Origin of the sequence: Chryseobacterium sp. CBSDS_008, from assembly GCF_049959325.1 — a bacterium.
Taxonomy (GTDB): Bacteria; Bacteroidota; Bacteroidia; order Flavobacteriales; family Weeksellaceae; genus Chryseobacterium.
This window is the reverse complement of the sequence record NZ_CP188202.1, coordinates 116,486-137,319: the sequence shown is the minus strand read 5'-3', so window position 1 is coordinate 137,319 and position 20,834 is coordinate 116,486. Positions and strand designations below refer to the sequence as shown.

The 20,834-nt window shown below is 36.7% G+C and carries 24 protein-coding genes, 1 tRNA gene and 1 pseudogene; 8 read left to right on the top strand and 18 right to left on the bottom strand.

What is annotated here, in order from left to right; translation table 11 throughout:
• Positions 1-54 precede the first annotated feature (54 nt).
• The 3 genes and pseudogenes from ACP3T3_RS00600 to ACP3T3_RS00590 all read left to right on the top strand — a co-directional run.
• Positions 55-324, top strand: coding sequence for a helix-turn-helix domain-containing protein (locus ACP3T3_RS00600; RefSeq protein ID WP_426478018.1), 270 nt, complete (start codon positions 55-57; stop codon positions 322-324).
• Complete coding sequence (locus tag ACP3T3_RS00595; protein ID WP_426478017.1) at positions 296-616, top strand: hypothetical protein; 321 nt, start codon at positions 296-298, stop codon at positions 614-616. Before ACP3T3_RS00600 ends, ACP3T3_RS00595 begins: the two co-directional genes overlap by 29 nt.
• Positions 617-704: 88 nt before the next feature.
• Positions 705-940 (top strand): annotated as a pseudogene (locus ACP3T3_RS00590) (IS3 family transposase); the annotation flags it as partial.
• Between the two features lie 169 nt (positions 941-1,109).
• Here the strand turns inward: ACP3T3_RS00590 and ACP3T3_RS00585 are convergent.
• From ACP3T3_RS00585 to holA, 6 genes are all read right to left on the bottom strand, one after another.
• Positions 1,110-2,471: a site-specific integrase gene (locus ACP3T3_RS00585; protein WP_426478016.1), complete on the bottom strand. Its 1,362-nt coding sequence runs from the start codon at positions 2,469-2,471 to the stop codon at positions 1,110-1,112.
• A 267-nt stretch (positions 2,472-2,738) separates the two neighbouring features.
• Positions 2,739-2,826: transfer RNA gene (locus ACP3T3_RS00580), tRNA-Ser, on the bottom strand.
• A gap of 142 nt (positions 2,827-2,968) precedes the next feature.
• Positions 2,969-3,181 (bottom strand): glyceraldehyde-3-phosphate dehydrogenase, encoded by a 213-nt coding sequence (locus ACP3T3_RS00575; protein WP_426478015.1) that lies wholly within the window; start codon positions 3,179-3,181, stop codon positions 2,969-2,971.
• Between the two features lie 104 nt (positions 3,182-3,285).
• On the bottom strand, positions 3,286-3,663 hold the full coding sequence (locus tag ACP3T3_RS00570; RefSeq protein ID WP_426478014.1) for a VOC family protein: 378 nt from the start codon (positions 3,661-3,663) through the stop codon (positions 3,286-3,288).
• A gap of 352 nt (positions 3,664-4,015) precedes the next feature.
• Positions 4,016-4,957 carry a thioredoxin-disulfide reductase gene (trxB, locus tag ACP3T3_RS00565; protein WP_426478013.1) on the bottom strand — a complete coding sequence of 314 codons (942 nt, stop codon included), beginning with the start codon at positions 4,955-4,957 and terminating at the stop codon, positions 4,016-4,018.
• Between the two features lie 296 nt (positions 4,958-5,253).
• A complete protein-coding gene (gene holA, locus ACP3T3_RS00560) occupies positions 5,254-6,291 on the bottom strand; it encodes a DNA polymerase III subunit delta (RefSeq protein ID WP_426478012.1) in 1,038 nt (345 codons plus the stop codon).
• A 7-nt stretch (positions 6,292-6,298) separates the two neighbouring features.
• On the opposite strand from holA, the gene ACP3T3_RS00555 reads away from it, so the two are divergent.
• Together ACP3T3_RS00555 and ACP3T3_RS00550 are read left to right on the top strand one after the other, a co-directional pair.
• Positions 6,299-6,730 (top strand): type I restriction enzyme HsdR N-terminal domain-containing protein, encoded by a 432-nt coding sequence (locus ACP3T3_RS00555; protein ID WP_426478011.1) that lies wholly within the window; start codon positions 6,299-6,301, stop codon positions 6,728-6,730.
• 215 nt (positions 6,731-6,945) lie between these two features.
• A complete protein-coding gene (locus tag ACP3T3_RS00550; RefSeq protein ID WP_426478010.1) occupies positions 6,946-7,689 on the top strand; it encodes a dienelactone hydrolase family protein in 744 nt (247 codons plus the stop codon).
• A 61-nt stretch (positions 7,690-7,750) separates the two neighbouring features.
• On the opposite strand, the gene ACP3T3_RS00545 is transcribed toward ACP3T3_RS00550, so the two are convergent.
• The 6 genes from ACP3T3_RS00545 to ACP3T3_RS00520 form a co-directional block, all read right to left on the bottom strand.
• Positions 7,751-8,131, bottom strand: a complete 381-nt coding sequence (locus ACP3T3_RS00545; RefSeq protein WP_426478009.1) for a PEGA domain-containing protein — start codon at positions 8,129-8,131, stop codon at positions 7,751-7,753.
• Positions 8,132-8,371: 240 nt separating this feature from the next.
• Positions 8,372-8,743, bottom strand: coding sequence for a cupin domain-containing protein (locus tag ACP3T3_RS00540; RefSeq protein WP_426478008.1), 372 nt, complete (start codon positions 8,741-8,743; stop codon positions 8,372-8,374).
• Positions 8,740-9,267 (bottom strand): GNAT family N-acetyltransferase, encoded by a 528-nt coding sequence (locus ACP3T3_RS00535; protein WP_426478007.1) that lies wholly within the window; start codon positions 9,265-9,267, stop codon positions 8,740-8,742. The genes ACP3T3_RS00540 and ACP3T3_RS00535 overlap by 4 nt, the downstream gene beginning before the upstream one ends.
• Before the next feature lie 3 nt (positions 9,268-9,270).
• Positions 9,271-9,873, bottom strand: coding sequence for a DUF2911 domain-containing protein (locus ACP3T3_RS00530; RefSeq protein WP_426478006.1), 603 nt, complete (start codon positions 9,871-9,873; stop codon positions 9,271-9,273).
• Positions 9,874-10,037: 164 nt separating this feature from the next.
• Positions 10,038-10,550: a methylated-DNA--[protein]-cysteine S-methyltransferase gene (locus tag ACP3T3_RS00525; RefSeq protein ID WP_426480009.1), complete on the bottom strand. Its 513-nt coding sequence runs from the start codon at positions 10,548-10,550 to the stop codon at positions 10,038-10,040.
• A 45-nt stretch (positions 10,551-10,595) separates the two neighbouring features.
• Positions 10,596-10,736, bottom strand: a complete 141-nt coding sequence (locus ACP3T3_RS00520; RefSeq protein WP_426478005.1) for a hypothetical protein — start codon at positions 10,734-10,736, stop codon at positions 10,596-10,598.
• 70 nt (positions 10,737-10,806) lie between these two features.
• Here ACP3T3_RS00520 and ACP3T3_RS00515 point away from each other — a divergent pair, with 70 nt between their 5' ends.
• Positions 10,807-11,658 carry a hypothetical protein gene (locus ACP3T3_RS00515; RefSeq protein WP_426478004.1) on the top strand — a complete coding sequence of 284 codons (852 nt, stop codon included), beginning with the start codon at positions 10,807-10,809 and terminating at the stop codon, positions 11,656-11,658.
• A 45-nt stretch (positions 11,659-11,703) separates the two neighbouring features.
• Positions 11,704-12,705: a hypothetical protein gene (locus ACP3T3_RS00510; protein ID WP_426478003.1), complete on the top strand. Its 1,002-nt coding sequence runs from the start codon at positions 11,704-11,706 to the stop codon at positions 12,703-12,705.
• A gap of 143 nt (positions 12,706-12,848) precedes the next feature.
• Here ACP3T3_RS00510 and ACP3T3_RS00505 read toward each other — a convergent pair whose 3' ends face one another.
• The 6 genes from ACP3T3_RS00505 to ACP3T3_RS00480 form a co-directional block, all read right to left on the bottom strand.
• Complete coding sequence (locus ACP3T3_RS00505; protein WP_426478002.1) at positions 12,849-13,349, bottom strand: hypothetical protein; 501 nt, start codon at positions 13,347-13,349, stop codon at positions 12,849-12,851.
• A 193-nt stretch (positions 13,350-13,542) separates the two neighbouring features.
• A complete protein-coding gene (locus tag ACP3T3_RS00500; protein WP_426478001.1) occupies positions 13,543-13,875 on the bottom strand; it encodes a hypothetical protein in 333 nt (110 codons plus the stop codon).
• 127 nt (positions 13,876-14,002) lie between these two features.
• Complete coding sequence (gene carB, locus ACP3T3_RS00495) at positions 14,003-17,185, bottom strand: carbamoyl-phosphate synthase large subunit (protein WP_426478000.1); 3,183 nt, start codon at positions 17,183-17,185, stop codon at positions 14,003-14,005.
• Positions 17,186-17,244: 59 nt separating this feature from the next.
• On the bottom strand, positions 17,245-17,598 hold the full coding sequence (locus tag ACP3T3_RS00490; protein WP_236850512.1) for a four helix bundle protein: 354 nt from the start codon (positions 17,596-17,598) through the stop codon (positions 17,245-17,247).
• 41 nt (positions 17,599-17,639) lie between these two features.
• On the bottom strand, positions 17,640-18,713 hold the full coding sequence (locus tag ACP3T3_RS00485) for a carbamoyl phosphate synthase small subunit (RefSeq protein ID WP_426477999.1): 1,074 nt from the start codon (positions 18,711-18,713) through the stop codon (positions 17,640-17,642).
• Between the two features lie 93 nt (positions 18,714-18,806).
• Positions 18,807-19,697 (bottom strand): aspartate carbamoyltransferase catalytic subunit, encoded by an 891-nt coding sequence (locus ACP3T3_RS00480; RefSeq protein WP_426477998.1) that lies wholly within the window; start codon positions 19,695-19,697, stop codon positions 18,807-18,809.
• A 240-nt stretch (positions 19,698-19,937) separates the two neighbouring features.
• Here ACP3T3_RS00480 and ACP3T3_RS00475 point away from each other — a divergent pair, with 240 nt between their 5' ends.
• Positions 19,938-20,399 (top strand): Lrp/AsnC family transcriptional regulator, encoded by a 462-nt coding sequence (locus ACP3T3_RS00475; RefSeq protein ID WP_002980286.1) that lies wholly within the window; start codon positions 19,938-19,940, stop codon positions 20,397-20,399.
• The last annotated feature ends 435 nt before the right edge of the window (positions 20,400-20,834 follow it).

The window sequence follows — 20,834 nt, the reverse complement described above, 5'->3', positions numbered from 1 at the left end:
TATTGTACCCGTAAATCTAAAGTTTAAATTTGAATAATTCAAAAATTTATACATATGGATACAATTACAAAAAATGATCTCGAAACATTCAGAAACCTTATCGTTTCTGATATAGAGAGGCTAATGAAAGTTAAAACTACTGAGGCAGATGGGCACGAAGTATTTGGGTGGCTTCGTAGTAAAGCAATACGAAAAATACTCGGTATCTCCGCTGCAACCCTTCAAAATCTAAGGATTGCCGGTAAAATCCGGTTCAAGAAAATATTAGGTTCTTACTATTACAATAAAGAGGACCTTGAAAATTTATTTAAAGATGAAAAATAATAATCCAAAGAGATGGTTTGATTTTATGGATCATATTGATAGTGATCCAAAACTCAATGTCTGGCACATCTCATTACTGCTTGCTATTGCCAGACTTGCTCAAAGACAAAATGAAAAATGGATCATCAGGGTAAGCAGAAGTAAACTCATGGCTCTCTCCCATATCAATACGCTACCCAGTTATCATAAGTACTTTAAACAGCTCCAGGAGCTCGGATACATTAAGTATACCCCTTCCTATCATCCAGGGTATCGCAGTACCGTCGAGGTATTAAAGAAACAAAAAGATTAATACATTAATAAGCCTCAATATGATATTGAGGCTTATTAATGTATCTTGTCCCGTCCTGAAATAAGTTGACAGTTAATCAGCTTATATTATGAAAGATCAGGAATTAAAAATTGAAAAGCGTACTCAAAAAAGAGATTACAGTGTAGGCTTTAAATACGAGTTGTTTCTCGGTAGAAAAACAGCGATTACACGTATAAGCAAGGCCAAAAAGAGTATGGAATCCAAGGCAGAAGTACTGTTTTGGTTTGGTTGCGAAGATATGGTAACTTAGATTGGAATAAACCTAAACTTCATACTATGCACAATTCTAAAGAAACTCCGGCTTAAAAAATTAAGCGTTTGGAAAAAGAATTAGCTGATGAAGTACTAAAAGACCATCTAAGTCTTAATATGCAAACGCCCAATAAAGTGCATAAAAAATCCGAAGAAATAAATGCTTCTCCGGATTAAATATTGTCTAATTTTATGTCAACCTATTTTAGGACGACTCATCTTATATTTTGTTTTTAAGCATATCCTTAAAGATGGAATATCTATTGGCCAAAATCTTGTTTGGTTCACTTTTGTGAATACTTTTTGACAGATTAGAAGCTTTTTCAATCTGTTTAGAAGGGTTAAATAAATGATTATCCAGATCTTTCTTTTTCTGATTCAATTTCATTTCGAGCTCTTTCATTTCACGGGCAATAGATTCCTGCTGGGTAATTGCATAATCTTCCGTCTGCTTTACGGAATGATGTCCAAGCATTTCTTTTACAACGTGAATCGGAACGCCATTATTTAAAGTAACTGTACTGGCAAAGGTGCGCCTTGCCTTGTGAGTATTAAGGCTCGTAAATACATCACACAATGCAGCAATTTCCTTGAGATATTCATTCATTTTTTGATTTGACCGGCCAGGTAGAACCTTTTTTCTGTTCAAGCATAAAGGATGATCCTTATATTTAGCCATAATTTCAAGAGCTTTTGGCAAAAGAGGAATATCCGTATTTGATTTTGTTTTTTGCCTATCCGACATGATCCACAGGTTTCCATCACTAGCTTCTTTTATGTCTTCCCAGGTAAGCTGATAAGCATCAATATATGATAATCCTGTATAACACTGGAAAATAAAAATATCCCTTACCATATTGAGTCTTTCTGAGCTAAATATTTTTTCTTCAATTCTTTTAAGCTCACTTTGAGTCAGGGGTTTCTTTTTAATTTTGGTTTTCTTACTCACAAAAAGCTTAAAGGGATCTTTAGAAATGATTTCTTTTGCAACCGCTCGTAAAACAATTTTTTTGAAATTACTGATATATTTCAAAGAGGTATTATTTGAACAATTTCTTACCGTTTTTAGATATAGATCATAGTTCTTGATAAATTCATAATTTAGAGCCCTAAATTCTATATCATCTTTATCATACTTAAATCTTATAAATTCTTTTATATGTGAACGTGCCGTAATATACCGCTCATGCGTTCCCTTAGCATATTCACCCCTATTAACCAAGGCTTCTAATTCATCATTATGTTCCTGAAATTCTTCAAGCACTTTATTGCAAGGACTGTAGCGTCCATTTATAAAATTGATAAGCTCTACAGAGGTAATTGCAATACCTTTGTTAAATAGTTCTGTTCTGTAGCTATTGATTTTCGTAATCAAGGATTCAAGAAAATAAGTTAGCGCCCTAGCATCTTCTTTTGTTCCCAATGGTCTACCTTCCTTCTGATCCCATCTATCCAACTCCCATTTCCGTTTAGTAGAAGTCTCTTTAGGTATCCCATTTACAGTTATACGAAGATAAATGTAGCGCATTTTTTTGCTTGAGCTCTTTAAAAAGAAGCTAAGCCCATAACTTTGTTCTAACATAATTCAACATTTTAAAGGTTAATAAATGTCAAACTAAATTTTCTTTAAATCAAGATATAAAAACTCATTACAGGTTAATTGTCATATAGTTAAATTATTTTTTATGGCAATTTTTTCCGATTTTAGATATTGCCACAAAATTGACACATTTATTTTGGAATATAATGAAAATTCAACTCCTGCTAAAAAAACAAAATCCTGCAAATCATTGATTTCGCAGGATTTAAATGTTTTTTGATGCTTTTTGAAAACTTCAGTTTTCGCATCTGGCGGAGAGTGAGGGATTCGAACCCCCGGACCTGTTACAGTCAACAGTTTTCAAGACTGCCGCAATCGACCACTCTGCCAACTCTCCCTAAACTCCGGCTATACCGTTGTTTTCAGTGGTGCAAATATAGAACGATTTTTAATTTCTGCAAAACTTTTCCCACACAAATTTTAACAAAACTTAATAATAGACTAGAAATCAAGGGAATTATTTTCTTGAAACATCTACCCTATTCCCGGTCTACAATTGCAATGAAACTGTTTTTTAAAAAATCTGATGGATATACAAACTGATCTCCATCTTCTCCCTTTACAACAATAGCAGCCTGTTCATCATTCAGGCATTTGTCCAGCTGGGTTTTCATATCATTAAGGGCTCCATTGGGAACATCAATGATATAAGTTCCGGTGGTATGTTTGATTTTTATGATTTTTGTTTCCATTTTGTTTTGATTTGGAACTAAATTTAGAGATTTTACAAATGCTGGTAATGTCCACACCTTCAGCTGTATCATTTTAAAAGAGTGGCTGATTTGATCTATTTTAACTATTCTCCTGCCGGCTCGAATAATTCAATCTTGTTTCCTTCCGGGTCCAGAATGTGTACAAACTTTCCGTACTCATAGGCTGCTACCTCATCCAGAACCGTTACCCCTTCTTTCTTTAGCTCTTCTACCAATGCTTCAATGTTCTCTACATGGTAATTGATCATAAATTCTTTGGTGGAAGGCTCAAAATATTGGGTAGACTCTTTAAAAGGGCTCCACAAGGTATATCCTTTCTTATCGGATTCTGCTTCTCTCCAGTCGAATTTGGCACCGTATGGGCTGGTTTCCAGTCCGAGATGGGTTTTGTACCATTCATTTATATGCTCAGGTTCTTTACATTTAAAGAAGATGCCTCCGATAGCGGTTACTCTTTTCATTTTTATTCGTTTTTTTGTTCAGTTTATAGTTTCTTACATGCAATTTCGATCGTTTTGCAATTTCACAAATATATCAATGTTTTTGTTAGTTGTTTGATGATTTTATTGATTTTTTGACAGGAGTTGTTGGGAAAACTCCAGGGCGCTAAGCATATAGGAAATATACTGCTGCAAGACGCAAAGATTTTATCTTCGGTAAAATTGATTATGTTTTATATTGGCTGAACATCTTGTATACTCTTGCGCCTTAAGACTATTCTGAAAAAACCTTGTGCTTTTGCGGTTATCCAACAAAAGCAAACGAAAAAAGCGCACCCATCGGGTACGCTTTGTAGTGTATAACTGAATACAATTAGTGTAATTCAGCTAAGTATTTTTCTGCATCCATTGCTGCCATACACCCGCTTCCTGCAGCGGTAATAGCCTGTCTGTAGATATGGTCCTGAACGTCTCCGGCAGCAAATACTCCGGGAAGATTTGTTCTTGAAGAACCTTTTTCAGTAACGATATATCCGTTTTCATCAAGATCTACCTGACCTACGAAAATATCTGTATTTGGTTTGTGACCGATTGCGATAAAGATTCCTTCCACATCTACTGTAGATTTTTCCTGAGTCTGGTTGTTGATGATAACAGCTCTTTCTACCAGACTGTTTTCACCTTCAATCCCGATTAATTCATGGTGAAATTTCACTTCAATATTCGGGGTGCTTTCTACTCTGTGAATCATTGCTTTTGACGCTCTGAAAACATCTTTTCTCACCAATAATGTTACTTTCTTACAAAGTTTGGCAAGATAAGTAGCCTCTTCAGCCGCTGTATCACCTGCTCCTACTACGACAACGTCTTTTCCTCTGTAGAAGAATCCGTCACATGTAGCACAAGCTGAAACACCGCCGCCTGCATATTTTTTCTCATCATCAAGACCTAAATATTTTGCGGTAGCTCCTGTAGAGATAATGACTGTTTTGGCCAGGATTCCTTTGTTTCCTGCATATAATTTGTGAACACCGCCTGCTTCCTTGGAGAATTCAGCCTTGGTGATCATTTCATAATGAACTTTGGTATCAAATCTTTCTGCCTGTTTTTGCAGATCCATCATCATTTCAGGACCTGTAATCCCGGCTGGATATCCTGGGAAGTTATCCACCTCCGTAGTTGTAGTTAATTGTCCGCCCGGCTCCAAACCTGTATACAATTCAGGTTTCAAGTCTGCTCTTGCTGCATAGATAGCAGCGGTGAAGCCAGAAGGCCCAGATCCAACGATCACACAATCTAAAATGTTTTGCTCCATAATTTACTTTTGTTCGAAAAGATTTAATTTGAATTAAGACTGCTAATTTCGGAATTTTTAATTTCTTTTTAAAGTTATTTTAATGATACTTGTCAATATCTGATATGTTGAATTTCGATGGCTGCTCTTGTCAGGGATTCGGGGTTTGGGTTACAGGAATTTAGATTACGAAAAATTGAAAAACTTCCTTTTTCTTTTATTTCTCCTATCTTATAATTTGAAGGACTTATCTCTCTACCCCGTATCTCACAACCTCGCATCTCGTTACCTCGTATCTCGCTACCTCGCATCTCGCCTCACACTTTCATCTTAATCTTATCCACATTAATAATCTTGTACACCAGCTCCCGGATCAGTTCTGCTTCGCCCATATTCACCGCTCCGAGTCCTTTTCCTTTCATATCGAATTCTCGGAGGATGGAGATCACTCTTGTCGCATGTTTTAAAGGATAAAGCCTTGCACTTTCTGCATAGTCTTTGATAAAATAAGGATTTACTCCCATTTGTGAAGCAATCGCCTGTGGAGGCTGCCCGGCCATAGTCTGATAAATAATAACGTTCGAAAAATAATTGTAAAGGCTTGCCAGCATCATCACGAAAGGGTTATTCTTCGGATTCTTTCCCATAAAATGGGCAATTTTAAAGGCCGTATTGGCATTTTTGGTCCCCAAGGCCTTCTGTAGTTCAAAAATATTATACTCCTTACTGATTCCGATATGGTTTTCAACGATTGTCCCGTCAAGGATTTCTCCTTCTTTAAGAATCATTTTCAGTTTATTCAGCTCATTGGCAATTCTTGAAAGGTCATTTCCAAGGTATTCTGCCAGAAGATGAGAGATATTGGGAGCTGTATTGATTTTAAGCTTTGCACATTCATCCGAAATCCATTTGGGAAGGTTGCTGTCCTTTACAGATTCACTCAGAAAAAGGGCTTTGGCTTTGTCTAATGCTTTGGACGCTTTTTTCCTGCTGTCCAGCTTCTTGTGTTTATGGGCAAAAACCAATACTGTAGAAGGTACCGGATTTTCTACATAAGATTCCAGAATTCTGTTTTCTTCTTCATTGAACCGCAGATCCTGAGCTTCTTTTACGATAATCACCTGCTTGTCGCCCATCATCGGAAACTGTCTTGCCAGAGAAAGCACTTCCTGATAAGAGGTATCTTTTCCGTAGGTAACGGTTTGATTGAAAGCCTTTTCATCTTCTTCCAAAAAGTTGTGTTCAAGAGCTTTTACAGCAGCGTCGATAAAGTAAGCTTCTTCTCCGTGGAAAAAATAAATAGGTAAAACTTCTTTATTTTTAATATTTTTGAGGATTAAATCTAATTCTTTCATCTTATTAATGGAACTTCCAAAACTGAATTTTCAGGAAACTTTTGATTTTAAATTCAAGAAAGACAAAGATAAGTTTTTTATTTATGATCTGGTTCGCAAAACTTATCTTCTGCTCACTCCTGAGGAATGGGTCAGACAGCATTGGATTCATTATTACCTCACCGTAAAGTCCTACTCCACATCGGCCCTGATTACCGAAAAAAAAATTATACTGAATGGTCTTACCAAGCGTGTAGACCTTTTAATTACTGAAAAAACAGAACCGGTGATTCTGATTGAATGCAAGGCTCCGCAGATTAAATTAACGGAAAAAACATTTGAGCAGACCGCCAGATACAATTCTATTATCGGAGCAAAGGAAATTATCCTGACCAATGGACTTCAACATATCAATGCTTATTATGAAAACGGACAGTATCAATTTTATAAGCCTAATTGAGGGTAAGACCTACAATGTTTGATAATTTCTAAAAAGAATTTAATCATATTCTATTTATACTCTTTCTGATTACATTCTTTCTGAGTTATTTTTATTAAATTCGATAAAGCTTTTTTTAAACATTAATTTCACAAATTTCTACACGAATTACACAAATTGTTATTCGTGGTAATTGTAAAAATTAAGGTCATTTGTATTAAAATAAATTACAAAATATGATACGTTCAATATTATTATCAGCATTTTTACTGACTTCAGGAACGGTTTTCAGCCAGAAACTTAAAACGGTTTCCTACCAGGACGGTTCACAGAAACTGAATGGCTTAATCACCTCCAACGCAGGAAAAAAACTTCCGGGAGTCCTGATCCTTCCAGCCTGGAAAGGTATAGACGAAGAAGCTAAAACAGCAGCTCTGGAGCTTGAAAAGCAAGGCTATATTGCATTTATTGCTGACATTTATGGCGAAGGGAAAATCCCTGCTGACAATGAATCTGCGGCTAAAACTTCCGGATATTATAAGCAAAACTATCCGGAATATCAGAAAAGAATTTCCCTGGCATTGGAGCAGCTGAAAAAAAACGGAGCCGTTTCTGACAAAGTAGCTGTTATCGGGTATTGTTTCGGAGGTACCGGCGCACTGGAATCTGCAAGAGGCCACCTGCCTGTAGCCGGTGTTGTCTCTATCCATGGAAGTCTTTCCCGGGATCAGAGCAGAAAAAATGAAGCGTTAACAGCTAAGATCCTGGTTGAAAATCCGGCCGACGATAAAAGCGTTACGCCAGATGATTACAATAATCTCATCAAAGAAATGAATGAAGGCAACGCCGACTGGCAGATTATTACGTATGCTCACTCAAAACACACCTTCACAGATCCAAAATCACCGGATTATAATGAAGTAATGGCTAAAAGAGCCTGGAATCATACACTGATGTTCCTGAAAGAAATTTTAAAATAACATAAAAGGCAAATTCACTCAATCACGAATTTGCCTTTTTATTTTATATTTTTTAGACTGATTACGGCTTAGCCTGCAGCTCAACATCATATTTCTTTGGAGAATATTTGGTCAGAGATCCTGTGGCAGCATCAATTCCCACTCCTATTGCTCCGCCAAGAATAATATTCAGCAACGTTACGGCATTAAAGTTTTTTGTCAGCTTTACTTCTTTCTTCTCAAATCCTTCTTTTTCAAAGGTAACCATCTGTTTACCCAAAGCTCTTGGAATTTTAGTGGTACAAGGTGTTGTGCATTTTTCTATTCCTTTATGAAACACTTTTGCACCTTCAGGGCTCGAAGAAAAAGCTATTGAATCCTGGGTTCCTGTAAAAATAGTAGCACATGAAGTGGTTGAAAGCATGATTCCCAGCATGAATACAACTGATAATTTGTTTTTCATAGATTTTAATTAGTTCGTTTTTTTAAGTCCGCGAACTTACAAAATAAATTAGAACAATCAGGCATAAACGAAAAAAACTATTGTAAAATATAGTATGGACAGGCAATTTCAATATTAACATATTAAAATCCGAGATCGGAGGTATTCAATAACAGCTGGTTACATTATATTTTTGAATAGTAACAAAAAAGCAAATCTGCTGTTGTGCAGATTTGCTTTTTATATTTTGTAATAGCTTTTTTAATCTACTCCTTCCTCTTCTCTGTTTACCAATTCCATAGAGAAAGCGGGCATACAGATCGCAAGGTATTCGCAAGGTTCTGAAAACGGGTTGCTGTAACGGATTCTTGCTCCTTTTTCAATAAGAATACTCTGTCCTTTTTCTAAAACAACAATTTCTCCGTCAATTTCAAATTGCTTTTTTCCTGAAATGATATAGGTAAACTCATCAAATTCTGGCGTCTGGTGAGGCTCGCTCCAGTCCGGAGGTGCTACCATATGCGCAATCGAAATAGCAGAATTTCCGGTAGAGTTTCCCCAGTGTTCTTCAATCAGTTTTCCGTCTGTAGTAGGCACTACAAATGGGGACTGCTGGATTTTATATTTTTTCATGCCCAGTCTTCTTTTTTGATTTCATACACAAAATTGGTTCTCGTAGGTTCCGCAAAATAAGCTACTTCTTCTTCAGCTATTTTTTGTCCTCCCAATCTCTCCAAAGCTTTTTGGGAACGGAAGTTTTCTTTCCCGATATGGAAATGAACTTTATCTACAAACTGGAAGATATAATCCAGCATCAGCTTCTTAATCTGCGGATTGATTCCTTTTCCCCATGATTTTGTTCCGTAAAAAGTATACCCGATGAAAATATGATTATCTTCTTCATCAAAATCATAATACCGGCTGCTTCCCAATACATCTCCGGTAGCTTTCTCAATAATTTTAAAAGCACCTCTACTCTCCATAGCTCCTGTAAAAAAGTTTTCAAAAACCTCTCTTTTATAACGATCTTTATTGGGGTGCTGTTCCCAGACTTTAGGATCGGAAGCTACTTCATATAAAGATTCAAAATCCCCTTGCTGTAAGGGGATTAATTGAAATTCTTCATTCTCTAAAACAGGCTGAACAGAAAAATTCATGGTTTAGCTCTTTTTAGAAGAATCTGATTCTATTTTCTTGATTTCTTTCAGCTTGTCGGAAATCTTGATGACAGTGTCTAATTTTGATGGTTTTAACGGAACTTCTGCCTGAGCCATATCCCATTTGATGACCAGGTTTCCGGAATTTTCATCTGTAGGATTCAAAGTAATTTCAAACCACTCCTGTTTGTCTGCCAGTTTATTCACCGGTACCGTAACGTCTACTACATCCTGCTTAGGATCGTAAGTATATGCTCCCCACTGTTGGAAATCTTTATTCAGGATTACTTTCCATTCTTTTTCTGTAGGAACGATGAATAATCCGTAAGTTCCTGCCGGTACTGTTTTTCCACCGAAATTAACGGCCTGTCCGAAAGTAATTTTTGTAGATGAGTTAGCTCCGGCTCTCCAAACCTGCCCATAAGGGACCAATTCTCCGAAAATTTTACGCCCTTTCACTCCCGGTCTTCCGTAATCAATGGTAATTTTAGACATTGAAAACTGCTGCTCTACCTTCTGGCGCGGACTTGCTGCCGGCACAGAATAATCCTGAGCAAAACTGAATGCTGAAACTGAAATGCAAACTGCTATTATTAACTTTTTCACGTGTAAATTTTTGTTTAAAATTACGAAAATCAAAATAAAAAAGCTTTCTCAAACTTTAATAATTTTTGTTTTACCGATATTTTTCTACAGTTATTCTCTTCCAGCCAAATCCTATTTAGAAATGAATCTGATTACCAATTTTGTCCTGAAGGGTGAAAAAATTTCTAAAATAAAATCGCCTTTTCCAGCTCCAGTAATTTCTGCTTTCTCCAGATGCCACCAGCATAACCTACCAGTTCACCGTTTGAGCCTATCACACGATGGCACGGAATTAATATGGCAATTTTATTGATTCCATTAGCTGTTCCTACGGCGCGTATCGCTTTTGGATTTCCCAGTATTTCAGACTGCTGCTTATACGTTCTTATTTCTCCCATCGGAATTTCGCGGAGAAGCTGCCAAACTTTTTCCTGAAACTCGGTTCCAGTAATAAACAACGGAACTTCAAAATGGCTTCTTTTGCCGTCAAAATACTCTTTCAGTTCTTCTTCCAGCTGTTTGAAATGAAGATGTTCTTTTTCTGCAATATCTGCCTTCAGAGCTTTTGACAGTGCCTTCAGCTGTTTTTCAATATTCTTGCGGTCTGTGAATTCCAGCAGACAGATTCCCTGGTCTACGGCACAGGCGATCATTTCTCCCAATGGGGTTGATATGGTTTTTTGGTGTATAATTCCCATCATTTAAAATTAAGCTTTTTGGAAAATCATATCTTCTTTTTTTATTTAAAATTCTTTTAATCTGTTCAATATGCCTTGCATTATAATAACAGAAGTATCCGTACTGCCCGGATTCTTCAGAAACTCATTTCTTCTGAATTCTTTCTTTTCCCAATGGATTCTGCTTTGAAGCAATTTTTCAACCATTTTATTTTATTTATTTGCTGTTCCAAAGATAATAGGTAATTTTAAAGTTTTAAAACACTAATCACTGATAATGCTCAAAAAAACAGTCCTTTTCATACTGCTTTCTGCCGGATTTTATGGTATGAAAGCACAACAAACCATTCCCTTCCGGATCACAAAGCACAATAATATTATTGTCAAAACCCTTGTCAACAAAAAGGATTCACTGGATCTGATGTTCCAGATTGCAATGAAGGATTATTCAATTTCTCCCGAACGCAAACGAAATGCTGATCATATTATTTTCGACAAAGAAGAAATAAGTGACCACAATACCGTTCAAATCGGAAAAATTACCCAGAAAAATGTGCGCTTTTTTGATAATCAGTTAACAGGACATGAAGCTGACGGAAAAATAGGAACCGGAATTTTTGAAGGGAAAGCATTCAAAATTGATTATGACAACAATCGATTTGTGATATACGATAAAATTCCAGATCTGAAAGAGTACCAGCCGATCAATATCATCTTAGACCATGACGGGCTTTACCTTGCTGGAGATAATATCATTGATGATCAACAGCAGGAGGCTTATTTTGTACTGCAGTCCGGATTTTCCGGGGCTATCCTGTACAGCAACAAATTTGCTGAAGAAAAGGACCTGGAGAAAAAGCTAAAGGTAACCGGAGAGAAAACCTTAAAAAATTCCGAAGGGAAAAGTCTGATTACCAAACAGGCCGTTCTTCCCTATTTTAAATTGGGCAACAGAGTGTTTAAAGATGTGGCTGTAGGATTTTTCTCAGGAGAGCTTAAAACACAAAATGTAAGCTATCTCGGGGCCGATATGCTCCGCAGATTCATCTGGATTTTTGATGCTGACAGGAAAATGGCTTATATAAAACCCAGCAAATATTTTTCAGAGCCTTATTACAAAATGAATTAGAATATGATAAACACTTTAATGCTAAAGAAGATTATAAACCCCCAAATGGTCGCTACTCTTCTATTTTTGCCATTGGCTATTGTAAGCTGCCAGAAAGAAGAGAAGAAAACGGTTGCCACGGAAACAAAAACCACAACAGACTCTATAAAAACAATAAAAACTAAAGAGAAAATAGATTATACCCATTTTAATATTTTCAGTCTGTCCATCATTTCATCCGCGGAAAAAGATGCTGATATGGATATTTTTATTTCTGTTTCGGATGTTTATAAAGGAGAACAGCCTATTCCTGCGGATATTATGAAAAATCAGAAGCAGATGACCTATGAGGAACGCCAGCATTTTGAGCTGGATGCTCCCGGCAGAAAAAAATTGCTTGATGGGATTTATCTTACAGAAAAAGATTCGTTATATATCTATGAATATGGGACTAATAAACTTCAGAGAATGCCTGTTAGTCAATTAAAAGCAGTGGCTTATTTAAGTCCTTATTCAGATGATGAAGATTTAGATCCGAATTCTTACATGATGGGCTTTCAGGTAGCCACTCACCAAAAAACGACAGACTATGACCGATATAATAATGCCATCGCTTATTTCGGGAATAAAAATCCGTTTGTAGAAAATAAAATGAAGGCTGTAAAATGGCAGAAAGCCGGTACAGCTATTTCAAAAAAATATTTTAGCCAATCAACATTTACTCAGGGAAAAACCTACCAGGCACAGTATGAAAATATGACCTATTACCTGCAGGATTATCTTGAAGAAGGAAACACGGTAGAACGCAGACTGGTCATCATTAATGATCACAATGAAAAGATTGCTGAGAAAACATTTTCCCTTGCCGGAAGTGATGGTGGAGAATTTCTTCCACTTTATGGAATAGATGCGGATGAAGCCAATATTTTCCAATGGACAGGTTATCTCTTCAAAGGAAAACCTCCTGTTATTTTCGGGTTCCTTGCCCAGTCTTTTGGTTGTCCTTCCATTAGCTTTTTAGATAAAAACGAGAAAGATTTTCCGATTAATTGTGATAACAGGCATTAATGGAGCGAACGAGGAAATAGTAAAAAGACGAGTATAAAAACTTGTTGGAGTTTTTGTCATTGCCTTTAATTTCCCTGATATCAATCCTTGTCAAGGTTTTAAAACCTTGACAAGGATTCATGGTAAGCCTAAAGTTATCTCTCCTATATCACGGCAGATGAGATCATGGACATATAATAATTGGTGCAATGCAAAGCGTTTATTAAAACAATTTCTTTCTCCGGAAAGGTTTCAAAATCGTCAGATGTGGTGATCTGATATTCGTAATTCAGGGAGGTCCATTTTAAATGCGGTTTGATGATCATAAGCTCAACTCCTTCCTGATCTGTAAGGACAAATGATTCTTTAAAGATGCCTCTGTGTTTAAAGAGATAACCGTTTTTCACGCCATCAAAATAAGTCTGCACCACAATTTCCCCGTTCCAGTTCATTCTGAATTTCAAAAGTACCCTTTCATGATCTTTGAGCTCAATGGTAGTTCCCCAAAACCCTTTCGGTTCCACCTGATAGATTTGTCCATCTGCAATTTCAATAACAGCATTAAATTTAAACCAGCTCGTATAGGTAAGTTTGCCGATTAATTTTTCTTCTTTTGTGACTTCAAAAGATAAAGAATTGCTTGATTTTGCGTAATATTCTGCCATGGTTATATGGTAATTTGGTGGAATTTTTATTAGTTTTTAAATAGCAATAACAGCTTGAATTTTAACGCTCTAATTTATAAATATTTCGGCAAAAAATAATGTATTTTAAGCTGGTGTGATAAAAACGATTGATAATTAATTGGGAGTTATACTTTTCAATCAAGTTTTTCATAATAATGATTCGAATCTGCATTTAGAACAATCTTAGGTTTTTCAAAATCCCATTTAAGAAATAGGTTTTATAAACAGCTGACTGACCAAAATCTGTATAATGAAGTTCTATTTCAGGATTTATTCCATTATCTAATTTATATGTCCCAATCCCATAAAATTTACTTTTAAACGTATTATCTTTATATAAAACTAAAGTATCAGCGGTATGAGGAGCTTCCACACAGCAAATTGGCTTATCAAAATTCATGTTAATATATTTTCCATAGATATTTTGCTTTCTTAATGGAAAATTGATATTGAGAATAAATATAGCTCCCAATACAAAAGTGAATGCAAAAATTTTTTTTCTCATAAAATAATTGATAATGCCACGATATTCTTAATCGAAATATTTACTGGCCTAAATTATAAAATTTATAGAAAAAACCTCATAGATTTTAGAAATCTATGAGGTTTATAATATTTATTCAAGTTCGAAATTACATCGTCTCCATTTTGAAGCTCATGCTTTCGATCACTTTTAAGATGGCTTCTACTGTATCCATTGAAGTTAAACAAGGAACACCGTTTTCCACACTCATTCTTCTGATCTGGAATCCGTCTCTTTCAGCCTGCTTACCTTTTGTAGTGGTATTTACAACATACTGAACTTTTCCTTTCTGGATCAGGTCGATAAGATTTACGCTTTCTTCTCCTATTTTGTATCCTATTTTGCAAGGAATTCCTTTTTCTCCGAAGAACTTTGCAGTTCCTTCCGTAGCCCAGATTCTGAATCCTACTTCATGGAATCTTGCGGCAAGCGCTGCTGCCTCCTCTTTATGCTTATCTGCTACTGTGAACAGGATAGAACCGTGCATAGGAACTTTTCTTCCTGCTGCTACCAATCCTTTGTAAAGTGCTTTTTCAAGGGTGGTATCTTTCCCCATAACCTCTCCTGTAGACTTCATTTCAGGGCCTAAAGAGATATCCACTTTCGTTAGTTTAGAGAAAGAGAATACCGGTACTTTTACGAATACTCCTTCTTTGTTTGGAACCAATCCGTTTTTGTATCCTAAATCTTTCAGCTTCTGTCCCAGAATTGCCTTTGTTGCAAGGTTTGCCATTGGAACTTCTGTGATTTTGGATAAGAAAGGAACTGTTCTTGAAGAACGAGGGTTTACTTCGATTACATATACATTTCCTTCAAAAAGAACGTACTGAATGTTCATTAATCCGATAACCTTTAATCCTTTTGCCAGTCTTTGTGTATAGTCTACCAGAGTATCAATCTCGCTCTGAGAGATATTTTGCGGCGGATATACTGCGATAGAGTCTCCGGAGTGAACTCCTGCTCTTTCGATGTGCTCCATAATTCCAGGAATCACTACCGTTTCACCGTCACAGATGGCATCTACTTCAATCTCCTTTCCTACCATGTACTTGTCTACCAATACAGGGTGTTCCGGGCTTGCTTCTACTGCATTTTCCATGTAGTGAGCCAATTCTGCTTCTGCATATACAATTTCCATCGCTCTCCCTCCAAGAACGTAGCTTGGACGTACCAATACCGGGTAACCGATCTCATTAGCAATTTCTATAGCTTCTTCTTTCGAAGTTGAAGTTCTTCCTTTTGGCTGAGGAATTCCAAGCTCCTGAAGTGCTTTTTCGAATTTATCTCTGTTTTCAGCCCTGTCAAGATCTTCCAATGAAGTTCCTAGGATCTGTACTCCATGAGAGGCTAATTTATCTGCAAGGTTGATTGCAGTCTGTCCTCCGAACTGTACTACGACTCCTTTAGGTTTTTCAAGCTCGATGATGTTCATTACATCTTCTTCTGTAAGCGGCTCGAAATATAGTTTGTTAGAAATTGAGAAATCTGTAGAAACTGTTTCCGGGTTGTTGTTGATGATGATCGCTTCGTAGCCCATTTCTTTGATCGCCCATACTGAGTGAACCGTTGCGTAGTCAAATTCTACTCCCTGTCCGATTCTGATTGGTCCTGAACCTAGAACGATGATTTTTTCTTTGTCTGAAGCAACACTTTCGTTCTCTTCTTCATAAGTTCCATAGAAATAAGGGGTTTCACTTTCAAATTCAGCAGCGCAGGTGTCTACCATTTTGAAAACCGGCATGATTCCGTTTTCTTTTCTGAAGTTGAAAATCTCACGCTCTTTTACATCCCAAAGCACTGCGATATTGATGTCTGCAAACCCTAATTTCTTAGCTTCAATTAATGTTTCTTTATCGAATTTGTTTTCAGCGATTACTTTTTCAAAATCAACCAGCTTTTTCAGTTTCCAGATAAAGAACTTATCGATTTTGCTCCATTCTACAATCTGTTCCCAGTCGTATCCTCTTCTTAAAGCATCACCGATGATGAATAATCTTTCGTCATCACATACTCTGATTCTTCTTTCGATTTCCTCAGCAGTAAGTGCCTCAGCTTGTTTTGTTTTTAATCCTAAATGTTTGATTCCTGTTTCTAATGAACGGATTGCTTTCTGTAAGGATTCTTCAAAATTTCTTCCGATGGCCATTACTTCACCGGTCGCTTTCATCTGAGTGGAAAGTCTTCTGTCTGCTGTTTCGAATTTATCGAACGGGAATCTAGGGAATTTTGTTACCACGTAGTCAAGAGCAGGCTCAAAACATGCGTATGTTTTTCCTGTTACCGGGTTCATAATTTCATCCAGCGTCAATCCTACAGCGATCTTTGCCGCAATCTTTGCAATCGGATATCCTGTTGCCTTACTTGCTAACGCTGATGAACGGGAAACTCTAGGGTTTACCTCGATGATATAGTAATCGAATGAATGCGGGTCCAATGCCAGCTGTACATTACAACCACCCTCAATTCCTAAGGCTCTGATGATTTTTAAGGATGCATTTCTCAGTAACTGATACTCTCTGTCTGAAAGCGTCTGAGAAGGAGCTACTACGATAGAGTCTCCTGTGTGAACTCCTACCGGGTCTATATTTTCCATGTTACAAACCACAATGGCGTTGTCGTTTGCATCACGCATTACTTCGTATTCAATTTCTTTGAAACCTGCAATTGATTTTTCAATAAGACACTGAGTAACCGGGCTGTATTTTAGTCCCAATTCAGCAATCTCTTTCAATTCAGCTTCTGTGGAAGCGATACCTCCTCCGGTACCTCCCATGGTGAAGGCAGGACGAACAATTACAGGGTAACCGATTCTATCTGCAAAAGCAAGAGCTCCTTCTACCGTATTCACGATATCAGATTCCGGCACCGGCTCATTCAGCTCTCTCATCAGCTCACGGAAAAGATCTCTGTCTTCCGCTCTGTTGATGGCAGAAAGCTTGGTTCCCAATACTTCTACTTTGCACTCTTCAAGAATTCCTGATTTCTCCAGCTCTACCGCCATGTTCAGACCCGTCTGCCCTCCCAGTGTTGGTAATAATGCATCCGGACGTTCTTTTCTGATGATGTGGCTTACAAACTGTAATGAAATCGGCTCGATATATACTTTATCCGCGATTTCCACATCCGTCATAATTGTTGCAGGGTTTGAGTTGATCAAAATTACTTTGTAGCCTTCTTCTTTCAGAGACAGACAAGCCTGCGTTCCTGCGTAATCAAATTCAGCTGCCTGACCAATGATGATAGGTCCTGAACCGATTACTAAAATTGTTTTTATATCTGTACGTTTTGCCATTTTTCTTTTTTTAGATACAAGATGCTAGATGTCAGATTTCAGACATCCAACAGGATGTTTTACTTTTTTAAATTAGATTTGAATGTATAAATCATTCTTTGAATTTCATTCAGATTTGATATTAAACTGTTAACTTTTTCTACATCAAGTAAATTTAATTCTCTAGTTAAAATTAACTGGGTCTGCAATTCAAAAGAGGAGGCATTTGCGATACCTAGAAAATGATAAAACTCTTTATCATTATTTCTTCCTGCACCTTCCGCTATATTTGAAGGAATGGAGATTGCAGATCTTTTAATTTGAGAAATCAAACCAAACTTTTCATCTTTAGGCAATTCTGAACAAATGATATACACCTGTTTTGCAAGTTCAATCGATTTTTGCCAAAAAACTAATTTTTCAAAATTATGCATGATAAAATCTGTTATCTGATGTCTAATATCTGAAGTCTTTCTTACTTTTTAAAGTCTTCCATCATTTGAATGAACTCATCAAACAGGTAGTTTGCATCTTCCGGGCCAGGGCTCGCTTCAGGGTGATACTGAACTGAGAAACAAGGATGGATTTTGTGTTTTAAACCTTCGTTTGTTCTGTCGTTCAATGCGATGTGTGTTTCGATAAGGTCTGTTCCTTTTAAGCTTTCCTGATCTACAGCATATCCATGGTTTTGAGAAGTAATGGCTACTGTATTTTTCTCCAGATCCAATACCGGGTGGTTTCCTCCTCTGTGTCCGAATTTCAGTTTGAATGTTTTTGCGCCACAAGCAAGACCAATCAACTGATGCCCTAAGCAGATTCCGAAGATGGGAACTTTTCCTAATAGCCCTCTGATCATATCCAAAGCATGTGGTACATCTTCCGGGTCACCAGGACCGTTTGAAAGCATGATTCCGTCCGGATTCATCAACAGAATTTCTTCTGCTGTGGTATCCTGTGAAACCACGATGATATCGCAGTTTCTTTGAGATAATTCTCTGATAATTCCCAGCTTGGCACCGAAATCTACCAATACTACTTTGAAACCTCTGTTGGGGTTAGCATAAGGCGTTTTTGTTGAAACCTCTTCTACCTGATTGGTTGGGAAATTTGTTGATTTCAGCTCTGCAGCTACTGCATTTTCATCGGCATCAGCATTGACAATTTTTCCTTTCACCACTCCATGGTTACGAAGAATTCTTGTCAGTCTTCTGGTGTCGATTCCTGAAATTCCTGAAAGGTTTTTCTTTTTAAATAATTCATCTAAAGTAATCTGAGTACGGAAATTGGAAGGAAGATCGCAAAGTTCTTTTACGATAAGCCCTTTGATTGCCGGCTCAATACTTTCATAATCATCACGGTTAATACCATAATTTCCGATAAGCGGATAGGTCATACAAACTATCTGACCGCAATATGACGGGTCAGAAATCAATTCCTGATACCCTGTCATTCCGGTATTGAAAACTACTTCCCCCGCAGTTTCCAATTCTGCTCCGAAACCTTCTCCATGAAACACTTCACCGGACTCCAGTATTAATTTTTTCTTCATTTTTAAAAATTAGATTTTCTATTATTTTTTTTGTACAATGTATTCACGTACTAATATATTCATGAATACTTTTTACATTTTACTTTTTACAACTTATTTAAAGGTATATCCTTTACTTTCCAATGCCTCTTTCAAAATGGCCATTCTCGCGAAAACACCATTCTGCATTTGCTTGAAGACTCTTGATCTTTCGCATTCTACAAGATCTGAATCTATTTCCACCCCTCTGTTGATGGGAGCCGGGTGCATGATGATTGCTCCTTTTTTCATCGCCTGTTCTCTTTCTTTAGTCAGGCCATATCTTCTGTGATATTCTGAAGCTGTGAAGCTCATTGCATCATCATGTCTTTCATGTTGAATTCTTAATAACATTAAAACATCTACTTCACCGATCAGTTCATCTACTGACATGTAAGTTCCGTTGATCAGGGCTCCTTCATCAAACCATTGTTCCGGTCCTGAAAAGTATACTTTAGCGCCTAATCTTCTTAAAGCCTCTGCATTGGAGTTGGCAACGCGGCTGTGTTTTACATCTCCTACAATTCCTACTTTCAATCCTTCAAACTTTCCGAATTCCTGATAGATCGTCAGCAAATCCAGCATACATTGTGAAGGGTGGTTTCCTGTACCGTCTCCTCCGTTGATCACAGGAATGCTAATATTTTTAAGTTCTTCGAAATATCTGTCTTTCTTGTCACGGATTACCACCAGGTTTACGCCTATACTTTCAATGGTCTTTACGGTGTCATAAAGGTTTTCACCTTTGTTTACCGAACTGTGTGATGCATCAAAAGGAACTACCTGAAGTCCCAGTTTTCTTTCCGCAAGGTCAAAACTTGTCTTTGTTCTTGTACTGTCTTCGAAGAAAAGGTTTGAGCAAAAAACTTCTCCTTCAATTTTAGCAGTTTTACCATTTGCAAAAGCCATTGCTTCTGTCAGTATACTGTTGATTCTCTCGGTGCTTAGTTCTGTAATCGTAAACATAATTCTTATTTTTGGGCATAAAAAAAGCGAAGACAACAATCTTCGCTTAATAACAATAAATATCGTAAAGGGCGCTTTCGCCCGGTAAATCTAATGATATAAATGCTTTTTTATTCATTAGGTGCAAAGATACAACAATTTTATGAACCTGCAAAAATTATGTTCAAAATAAATTAAAACTTCAGTCCTTCTTTATTCTCATTAAAAATTAATATTTTTGTTACAACTCAAATTTATTCTATGGATTTAAAAGACAAAATGATTCTCAGCATTATTCAGGAAGACTCTACACTATCGGTTAAAGAAATTTCCGAGAAGATTGGTCTTACTTTTACGCCAACGTATGAGCGTATCAAACAACTGGAGAAGCAGGGAATCATTCAGAAATATGTTGGCCTTTTAAACCGTGAAAAACTGGGTTTAAATATTGTAGTCTACTGTAATGTACGTCTTAAGGAACAATCCAAGAAAGTCCTGGAAACCTTTGAGAATCACATTGGAAAATATGATGAAGTACAGGAAATCATCAGCCTTTCCGGAGAGTATGACTATATGCTGAAGATTATCGCCAAAGACATCAATTCTTATAACGAATTTGCCGTTAATGTTATCTCCAACATTCCTAATATCGGGCAATACCACAGTTCTATCGTACTTCACGAGGTGAAAAAATCTACCAAGTTTAAAATTGATCTGGAATAATCTTTCTATTTTTAAACTCATTATTATTCTGATTTCACTTGCTGAAAAATCTTTGATTTTCTTGCGTCTTGAAAATAAGATACATCATTATCATTTTGCGTTTTCCAACAGATTTTTTCTGATCTTTATTTTTATGAGAAAAGTGCAAAGGCGCAAAAGGAATTTATAAACTTTATGCTATAAGGCGCAAAGATTTTTATCTCCGATAAAATTTTATGCTCAGATTTTCACATGTTGAAAAGTCAACCAAGTTTAAAATTGATCTGGAATAAATTCTTCTATTTTTTAAGTCATTAAGAGCTTTTAAGAGGTGAAGATAGATAAGGAATTCGCAAGCGAATTTTAAAACTTTATAGCTAAAAAATCGCAGATTTTCTTAATTTACCTTACAATCTTTATTTATCTTAATTGTTCAGTTTATCAATCATCAAATTC